Below are 8253 nucleotides of genomic sequence, written 5' to 3'. Positions count from 1 at the left end.
CGAGAAGAGCAGGAACGGCAGAGCGTTGCAGAAGAAGGCGGCGACGACGAGCCGTCCCCAGGTCGCCCGGTCCCGGGGCAGCCGCTGCCCCGCCCCGTGGGCGAGCGCGACGAGCACCGCGGCGCCGAGCAGGCAGCGCACGAAGGTGATCCATCCCGGGGTGAGGCCCTGGTTGAGGGAGATCTTGATCCAGAGGAAGCCCGAGCCCCAGAGCAGGGCCAGGACGCCCATGCGTATCGCCGATGTCATGTCCTCACGGTCCCGTGCCCCATCCGACAGGACAAGCGATGAATCATGCATCCAGCGTTAAGCTGTGCTACATGCTGGATGTGAGACGTATGCAGGTGCTGCGGGCCGTCGTCAGCAGTGGCTCCGTCACCGCCGCGGCCGCGCACCTCGGTTACACGCCCTCCGCCGTGAGTCAGCAGATCGGCGTCCTGGAGAAGGAGGCCGGTATCGCGCTGCTCGAACGGTTCGGCCGAGGTGTGCGACCGACCGCCGCCGGACGGCTGCTCACCGAGCACGCCGCCGTGATCGGCCGTCAGGTCGCCGAGGCCGAGACCGCCCTGGCCGATCTGCGGGCGGGACGCACCGGACAGATCTCGATGCGCTACTTCGCCACGGCGGGCGCGGATCTGGTCGCTCCCGCCCTGGCCCGGTTCCGCGTCGAGCACCCCGGCGTACGCGTCGTGCTCACGATCGCCGACGGCACTCCGGACGAGGACGCGGACCTCACCCTCGTCGTACGCCCCCGGAGCGGTGCCACCGCCGCGTCGGGCGACGGACTGCGGCTGGTCCATCTGCTCGACGACCCCTACCGGGCCGTCCTGCCCAAGGGGCATCCGCTCGCGGCCCGCCGTACCGCCGTCGACCTGGCCGAGCTCGCCGCCGAACCCTGGGTCGGCAGCGAGCGCCCCGGGCCGTGCCTCGACGCGGTCATGGACGCGTGCGCGGCGGCCGGGTTCACCCCGGACATCGCGGTGGAGTGCGAGGAGTACGCCACGGCGCAGGGCTTCGTCGCGGCCGGCCTCGGCGTCAGCCTGGTCCCGTTGACGGGCCTGGGCAGCCGCCACCCGAACGTGGTCGTCCGCAAGGTCCGCGGCCCGGAGCCGGTCCGCGCGATCCACGCGGCGGTACGGGAGTCGTCCCTGAGCCTGCCCGCCGTGCGGGGTCTCGTCACGGCGCTCCAGGAGGTGTGAGCCGCCGGCGACGGCGCCTGCCGGTCAGCGGCCGGCGTGCGCGGCGCGGCGGATCGTGGCGTCGAGGAGGGCGACGGCGTCGGCTGCGGTGCGGCCGGGTGCCCGGTTCCACGGTCCGATCAGCTCGCGCCACCCGCGTGACCGCAGTTCGGCCATGATCCAGGCGGCCGCCTCGTTCATCGTCGCCGCACTGCCGTAGCCGAGGCGGTGAGCGGCGAGCAAGGCGCCGCAGACGCATCGGGCCCCTCGGGCGTCCCGCAGCTTGTACGGGGTGTTCTGCCAGCCCCACTCGGTCAGGACCAGGCGCGCGTAGCCGAGGTGGACCGAGGGGCGCAGTTCGGGCTGGCCGACCCGGCGCCAGGCGTGCAGCCGGTCGGGCAGGACGGCGCCGATCCGGCCCGGGAGCCGGCGCTCGACGGGAAGGGGCGGCGGCAGCGCGTCGAGCGCGTCGGCGACGAGCCGGTCCACCGGCAGGCTGAGCAGGGCCCGCCATCTCTCGGGGTCCGGCGCGGCGTCCGGGGTGATGCCGGGTACGGGGCCGGGCGTGGCCGGGTGCGGTGGGGCGGCCATCCAGTCCGTGACGATCCGCTGCCAGGTGGCGCTCTCGTAGAGGGCGGCGGCCTCGCGGTCGAGGGCGTCGGGGCTGATCAGGGCTGCGGAGGGGGACATCCGGGCGGCTCCTAGGTCGGGGTGCACCATCCTTCAACACAAATGTCGGCTTTGCGCTGTATGCCCTTGAGCGCCCCGAATCCCTTGACCCCTTACAGAACACTTCAGTATTAACAGAATTAAGGTGCATATTCGGACATTAGGCACCTGGTGACGCGACTCACTCCCCGGCGACGCAACCCCCTCCATGGACGGACGCGATCCGGGCCGCGCAAGGAAGTTCGGCACGCCGGAAGAACGGTCGATCTTGAATTCGGCGAATTCGGTGATCCTTCTTCCGGGGACGACCACCCATCCCTCTTGTCCTTTTCCGCATTGCTGGCCTACGGTCACCTCCATTCGAGCGGATCGCCGAATCCTGCCACCGCTCGAAATACCTCCCTTTTCACCCGACGGCAGGAGCGGGGGACCCACGAATACGCCGGCCCGGAATCCGGGACGGCTCGGGGTGAAGCCGCGTGCGCGCGGCCGGGCATCTCCAGTCCGAACCCGACAGCTCACCCCGCAGGCGCCGGAGAGGAATCCGTCATGCCTGCTCACGGTAAGCACCGCCGCCCCCGACGCCACACCGTCTCTCGTGGACTCGCCCTGTTCGGAACGGGTGGAGCCGCCCTGGCCCTCCCGCTGATCACCCCCGCCACCGCCGGTGCCGCGCCCGTCTCCGGAGCCCCGGAACTCGCCGCCCGGCCCGCCGCCGCCCTCGCCGCTCCCGCCTCCGCCGCGGCAGCCGTCAAGGCTCCCACCGCCCCGGCCGCCGCCCGCACCTACACGGTCGTGCGTGGCGACTCGCTTTCCCTGATCGCCCAGAAGAAGGGAATTCAGGGGGGTTGGAAGGCTCTTTATCAGGCCAACAAGAGCGCGGTGGGTGACAACCCGTCACTTATTCGCCCCGGGCTTGAACTGACGATCGGTCGGGTTTCGGCGAAGGCCGCCCCACAGCAGGCGAAGAAGACCGGTTCGGCCGATCGGGCGAGCCGCTCCGAGCGCCGCGCGGCCGCCCCGGCCGTCGCGAAGAAGACGGGCGCCTCCGCCGCGCAGGCCGCTCCCGCCGCCGCTCCCGTGAAGGCCGCTCCCGTCGCCGCCACCCAGTACGCGAACAACCTCGACGGCTGGATCCGGCAGTCGCTGGACATCATGGCCCAGCGCGGCATCCCCGGCTCCTACGACGGGATCCTCCGCAACATCATGCGCGAGTCGTCCGGCAACCCCCTCGCCATCAACAACTGGGACTCCAACGCGGTGGCCGGAACCCCCTCGAAGGGCCTCCTGCAGGTGATCCAGCCGACCTTCGACGCCTACCACGTGCCGGGCACGTCCACGGACCTGTTCGACCCGGTCGCCAACATCACCGCCGCCTGCAACTACGCGGCCGACCGCTACGGCTCCATCGACAACGTCAACGGACCCTACTGATCCCGGAAGTGCCGGGTGAACCAGGAGCCGGCGAGCTCCGCCACCTCCTCAAGGGCGCCCGGCTCCTCGAACAGGTGCGTGGCGCCCGCCACGACGGCCAGCCGGTTCTCGCAGCGCAGCCGGGAGCCGGCCCGTCGGTTGAGGTCGAGGACCAGCGGGTCCCCGCCGCCCACCACCAGGAGCGTCGGGGCCCTGACCTGGGCCAGGTGATCGGCCGCGAGGTCGGGCCGGCCGCCGCGTGAGACGACGGCGACCACGGAGGACGCGGGAGCGGCCGCCGCCCACAGGGCGGCGGCCGCTCCCGTGCTCGCCCCGAAGTAGCCCAGCGGCAGGGCACCGGTCTCCGGCCGTGCGGCGAGCCACTCCGTCGCCTCGGCGAGCCGGCCGGCGAGCAGCGGAGTGTCGAACACCCGGGCCCGGTCCCCCGCCTCGGCCTCGGTGAGCAGGTCGAAGAGGAGGGTCCCGAGGCCTGCCCGGTTGAGTGCCGCCGCCACCGCGCGGTTACGTGGGCTGTGCCGACTGCTGCCGCTGCCGTGGGCGAACAGGACGATCCCGAGGGCGCCCTCGGGCATCGCGAGCCGTCCGGTGAGGGTGGCTCCGGTGGCCGGGATCCGTACGTCCGTCTCGTGGACGACCGGGCCCCGCGTCGCCCGGTTCCGGTCCAGGCAGGCGATGACCTCGGCGTCCGGGGTCTGCGTGAAGTCCCCGTAGAACTGTCCGATCGCGTAGAAGGACTCCGGGGTGTGGACGCTCACGGTCTCGTCCGCCTCGCCGCCGAGCCGGGCCGTCCAGCCGGGCGGCGCGACCGGCACCGCGAGGACGATCCGGGCGGCGCCCCGGGCGCGTACCACCCGACAGGCCGCCAGGGCCGTGGCACCGGTCGCGAGACCGTCGTCGACGACGAGGACCGTCCGGCCTTCGAGCGGCATGGAGGGCCTGCTGCCCCGGTAGCGACGGGCGCGATGGTCGAGCTCGGCCTGCTCGCGCCGCTCCACGGCCGCGAGGTCGCGCGCGTCCGCGCCGGTCTCACGCATCACCCGCTCGTTGACCACCCGCACGCCGCCCTCGCCGAGCGCGCCCATCGCGAGCTCCGGCTGACGGGGCAGGCCGAGCTTCCGTACGAGACAGATGTCGAGCGGCGCGCCGAGGGCGTCGGCGACCTCGGCGGCCACCGGTACACCGCCACGAGGGAGACCGAGCACCACGACGTCCCGGCCCTTGAGGTGGCCGAGTCGGGCCGCGAGCTGCCGGCCCGCGTCGATCCGGTCGCTGAAGTACATGGCCGCCGCCCTTCCGCCTGCGCGGCCGGGCCGGGAGGAACGGTGTACCCGGCCCCCTGCCCGCATCTCCAGGGTAGACGCGTCCAGGGCGGCGCCAGGTCGGGGGCGGAGAAGTCCGGTCAGGCGGCGAGGAAGGCCTCGATGGCCTCCGCGAGGGCCTGCGGGGTCTCCTCGGGCGCGTAGTGGCCGGCGTCCTTCAGGACCGCGAGGCGCGCGTTCGGGTACCAGCGCAGCCAGGTCGCCTCCATCGCCTCGGTGCCGAGCGCGGGGTCATGGGCGCCGACGACGAGCAGGACGGGCGTGGGGTTGTCGCGGACGCGCTCATGGAAGTCGGTGCGGGACCAGGAGTCCAGGTAGGCGCGGAAGGCTGTCGGGGAGGAGCGCGCGAGGGACCGGTCGACGAGGGTGCTCAGCCAGGCGTCGTCGTATCGGCCGCCGGTGGTGTTGTCGATGATCGCGCGCCGGTTCGCCGGTTCCTCGGCGGCCCCGGCGAACAGCTCCCAGGTCTCGCCGTCGAGGGGGAAGCCGGCCGCCGAGACGGGCGAGATGCCGACGATCGAGCGGACGCGGTCGGGGGCGTCGAGCAGCATCAGCTGGGCCGCCTTGCCGCCCATCGAGTGACCGATGACGGAGAAGGAGTCCCAGCCGAGGTCGTCGGCGACCGCGAGGGCGTCGGCCGCGACCTCCTCCATCGTGTAGGCCCCGGCGCGGTCCAGCGCCTCGCCGTATCCGCGGCAGTCGACGAACGCGTAGGAGCCGTCGGCGTCCTGAAGGTGGGCGCGCAGCGGGGCGAAGCTGGTGCGGTCACCGAACCAGTTGTGCAGCACGAGGGCCCGCCGGGGGCCGTCGCCCTGTACGTCGTACGGAAGAACGCGGTCCGTCATCGTGCCCCCTGAGCGAGAGGTGGTGGTGGCGCCGCACGACTGCGGGCGCGATCGACTACCGAGTGTGACGGTATGGACGCGTGTGGTCAATACGACATCGGGCGACGCCCGTCCCGGGATGCAGGGCGTTTCCTCTCGGGGGCATGCTGGCTGTGTGACCTCGCACGGCACGTCCGGCCCCGGCCCGGCTGGCGGAACCGGGCGTCCGTCCGGAACGGGAGCCGCGGACGGGCCTGCTTCCGGTGCGCTGACCTGGGCGCTCGCGGAGGCGGCGCTCCGGACGATCGAGGCAGTCGGCGGCTACGCGGGCGGGGTGTACCTGCGCTCGGGCACGACGGGGCTGCTGAAGCTCGCGGTCCTGGTGGGACTGCCGGGGGAGTTGTTCCGTCCGTGGTGGCGGATGCATGAGAACCGGCCGTTCCCGGTGGCCGAGGCGCATCGATCAGGCCAGTCCGTCCACCTCGCCGACGTCGAGGAGGCGATGCGGCGGTTCCCCCAGCTGGTCGCGAGCCTGCCGTTCCCCTTCGCCTCGCTGTACACGCCCGTCGTCGCGGGGCGTGAGCGGTTCGGGGTGCTCGTGGTCCTGCGGGCGCCGACCCCCGGGGTTCCGGTGGAAGCCCGGGACCGCGACCGGATGACGCGGGGGGCGCTCCGCCTCGGCGAGGCCCTGGCCGATCTGGCCCGCCGGGGGACGGTGGTCGAGTGGCCCGGCGACCCGGTGTGCGTGCAGCTGTCCACGACGGGCGCGCCACCGGTCCGGTTCGGTTCCTTCGACTGGGACCTGCCCACGGGCACGGTCACGATGGACGCCGGGCTCCTGGAGATCCTCGGCACGGAGGTGACCTCGCCCTGTTCGATCGAGACGCTGACGTCCCTCCTCGATCCCGAGGACGGGTACGCGCTCTGGGCGGCGGCCCGGCAGGCCACGGGAGCGGACGGGCGGCCGGCGGTGCGCAGGATCCGGCTCAAGGGGCCGGACGGCGGACTGCACCTGCTGGAGGTCTCCACGCAGGCGCGTGTGGCCCCGCCGACGGCGGAGCGTGAGGCGGACCCGGACCGGCTGCCCGATCCGCCCGGAGAACGGGTGCGGCTCGTGTGCACCCTCGTCGACCTCGGCACGGGGCTGATCGGCTCGGACGCCACCGACCGGCTGCCCCGGGCCATCCTGGCGATCGACCGCCTGGGACGCGTCACCTACGTCAACGAGCGCACCGAGCGGCTGCTCGGGCGCCCCCGCGGCGCTCTGGCGGGACGACCGTTGTGGGAGGCGCTGCCCTGGTTCGGTCTTCCGTTCCACGAGGAGCAACTGCGCGCCGCTTTCATCTCCGGTGAGCCGGCGCGGTTCCTGGCCCGGCCCGAGGCGGGCCTGTGGCTGTCCGTCTCGCTGCATCCCGGACGGGACGGGGTGACGATGGTCCTGGTCCCGGAGGAGGACCCGTCGCACCTCACGCCGGGCAGCGGCGCCGGGGCCGCCATGGACGACACGCTCTCCTTGACCGAGGACCAGGCGGTGGCGTCGTACCGGCCGGTCGCGCTGGCGATCGCGCTCTCCGAGGCCGTGACCGCACGCCAGGTGTCGGCGGTGGTGACGGAGGAGCTGCTCCCTGCGTTCGGCGGGCGCCAGTTGGCCATCTACCTGCTGAGTGACCGGCGTCTGTACCTGGCGTGGGAGACGGGCTTCCCGCCGGGATTCCTGGAGTCCTTCGACGGTGTGGCCCTGGACGCCCGGTTGCCGGGGGTGGAGACGCTGACCACGGGCAGGCCGCTGTTCTTCGAGTCGATGGAGCGGCTGGGCCGGACGTATCCCGGTCTCCCGCTGGACGCGGACTCGGGAGCGCGGGCGTTTCTGCCGCTGATCGCCTCGGGCCGGCCGGTGGGCTCCTGCATCCTGGGCTTCGACCGGCCCCGCGGCTTCAGCCCGGAGGAGCGGACCGTGCTCACGGCACTCGCGGGCCTCATCGCGCAGGCCCTGGAGCGGGCACGGCGGTACGACTCGGAGTCGGCGGTGGCGCGGGGGCTCCAGGACGCGCTGCTCCCGAACCGGCTGCCGGTTCGGGAGGGGGTGGACACAGTGGGCCGCTATCTTCCGGGCACCGAGGGCATGGACGTCGGCGGCGACTGGTACGACGTGATCGAGGCGGGGCAGGGGTGCCTCGCCCTGGTCATCGGCGACGTGCAGGGGCACGGCGTGGCGGCGGCGGCCACGATGGGGCAGCTGCGCAGCGCGGTGCGGGCGTTCGCGCTGGGCGGTCATCGGCCGCAGGACGTGATGAGCGGGACGAACCGGCTGTTGATCGACCTGGACCCGGGGCAGTTCGCGAGCTGCTGCTACATGCTCCTCGACCCCGCCACGGGTGAGGTGACGGCGGTCCGGGCCGGGCATCCGCAGCCCCTGTTGCTCCGGCCGGACGGGACGACGGAGCTGCTGGACCTCGCGGGCGGTGTCGTGCTGGGGGTCGACGACCGTGCCTCGTATCCGGTGACGCGGCTGCGGCTGGCTCCCGGCGAGGTGCTCGCGCTGTTCACGGACGGCCTGGTGGAGCAGCCGGGGCGGGACATCGACGAGGGGATCGAGCGGCTGCGCCGGGCGCTCGCCGCGACCGCTTCGCTGCCGCTCACGGAAGCCGCCGACCGGGTGATCCGGGAGGCCCGGCAGGCGACGGCCCGCCCGGACGACATCGCGCTGCTGCTCGCCGCGCGCTGGGCCGAGCACGGCTGAGGTTCACCCGGTCGGACCCGTGGCGCTGGTCGGCGGCCGTCGGCCCGGGGACGCTGGGGATGCCCGTGCCGACGGAGGCCGGGATGTCA

7 protein-coding genes and 1 riboswitch are annotated in these 8253 nt (G+C 73.3%); of the genes, 3 read left to right on the top strand and 4 right to left on the bottom strand.

Going from position 1 to position 8253, the window contains the following annotated elements:
- Positions 1-249 (bottom strand): EamA family transporter (locus tag AMK29_RS37180; RefSeq protein ID WP_241845488.1); only part of this gene is annotated, 249 nt, incomplete at its 3' end.
- Between the two features lie 71 nt (positions 250-320).
- On the opposite strand from AMK29_RS37180, the gene AMK29_RS18625 reads away from it, so the two are divergent.
- Positions 321-1199 (top strand): LysR family transcriptional regulator, encoded by an 879-nt coding sequence (locus AMK29_RS18625; RefSeq protein ID WP_073814261.1) that lies wholly within the window; start codon positions 321-323, stop codon positions 1197-1199.
- 24 nt (positions 1200-1223) lie between these two features.
- Here AMK29_RS18625 and AMK29_RS18620 read toward each other — a convergent pair whose 3' ends face one another.
- Positions 1224-1868 carry a DUF6197 family protein gene (locus tag AMK29_RS18620; protein ID WP_073814259.1) on the bottom strand — a complete coding sequence of 215 codons (645 nt, stop codon included), beginning with the start codon at positions 1866-1868 and terminating at the stop codon, positions 1224-1226.
- 342 nt (positions 1869-2210) lie between these two features.
- A riboswitch (cyclic di-AMP (ydaO/yuaA leader) is annotated at positions 2211-2392 on the top strand.
- A gap of 4 nt (positions 2393-2396) precedes the next feature.
- Between AMK29_RS18620 and AMK29_RS18615 the strand changes: the two genes are divergently transcribed.
- Positions 2397-3281: a LysM peptidoglycan-binding domain-containing protein gene (locus AMK29_RS18615; protein WP_073814257.1), complete on the top strand. Its 885-nt coding sequence runs from the start codon at positions 2397-2399 to the stop codon at positions 3279-3281.
- Here the strand turns inward: AMK29_RS18615 and AMK29_RS18610 are convergent.
- Together AMK29_RS18610 and AMK29_RS18605 are read right to left on the bottom strand one after the other, a co-directional pair.
- Positions 3275-4561, bottom strand: coding sequence for a phosphoribosyltransferase family protein (locus tag AMK29_RS18610; protein WP_073814255.1), 1287 nt, complete (start codon positions 4559-4561; stop codon positions 3275-3277). The two genes, AMK29_RS18615 and AMK29_RS18610, sit on opposite strands and share 7 nt — an antisense overlap.
- Before the next feature lie 119 nt (positions 4562-4680).
- A complete protein-coding gene (locus AMK29_RS18605) occupies positions 4681-5445 on the bottom strand; it encodes an alpha/beta fold hydrolase (protein ID WP_073814253.1) in 765 nt (254 codons plus the stop codon).
- A 154-nt stretch (positions 5446-5599) separates the two neighbouring features.
- Here AMK29_RS18605 and AMK29_RS18600 point away from each other — a divergent pair, with 154 nt between their 5' ends.
- Entirely contained in the window at positions 5600-8164 is a 2565-nt protein-coding gene (locus AMK29_RS18600) for a SpoIIE family protein phosphatase (RefSeq protein ID WP_073814251.1), read from the top strand.
- The last annotated feature ends 89 nt before the right edge of the window (positions 8165-8253 follow it).

The sequence above is a fragment of the Streptomyces sp. CB02261 genome, from assembly GCF_001905665.1.
Classification (GTDB): domain Bacteria; phylum Actinomycetota; class Actinomycetes; order Streptomycetales; family Streptomycetaceae; genus Streptomyces.
Note: the sequence above shows the minus strand (reverse complement) of the source record. Positions and strands in the feature narration are given on the sequence as shown.

What these genes read in the sequence shown, in the direction of transcription:
- AMK29_RS18615 (WP_073814257.1), top strand. Translation starts at nt 2,397, where the DNA reads ATGCCTGCTCACGGTAAGCACCGCCGCCCCCGACGCCACACCGTCTCT.
- AMK29_RS18620 (WP_073814259.1), bottom strand. Translation starts at nt 1,868, where the DNA reads ATGTCCCCCTCCGCAGCCCTGATCAGCCCCGACGCCCTCGACCGCGAG.
- AMK29_RS18610 (WP_073814255.1), bottom strand. Translation starts at nt 4,561, where the DNA reads ATGTACTTCAGCGACCGGATCGACGCGGGCCGGCAGCTCGCGGCCCGA.
- AMK29_RS18605 (WP_073814253.1), bottom strand. Translation starts at nt 5,445, where the DNA reads ATGACGGACCGCGTTCTTCCGTACGACGTACAGGGCGACGGCCCCCGG.
- AMK29_RS18625 (WP_073814261.1), top strand. Translation starts at nt 321, where the DNA reads ATGCTGGATGTGAGACGTATGCAGGTGCTGCGGGCCGTCGTCAGCAGT.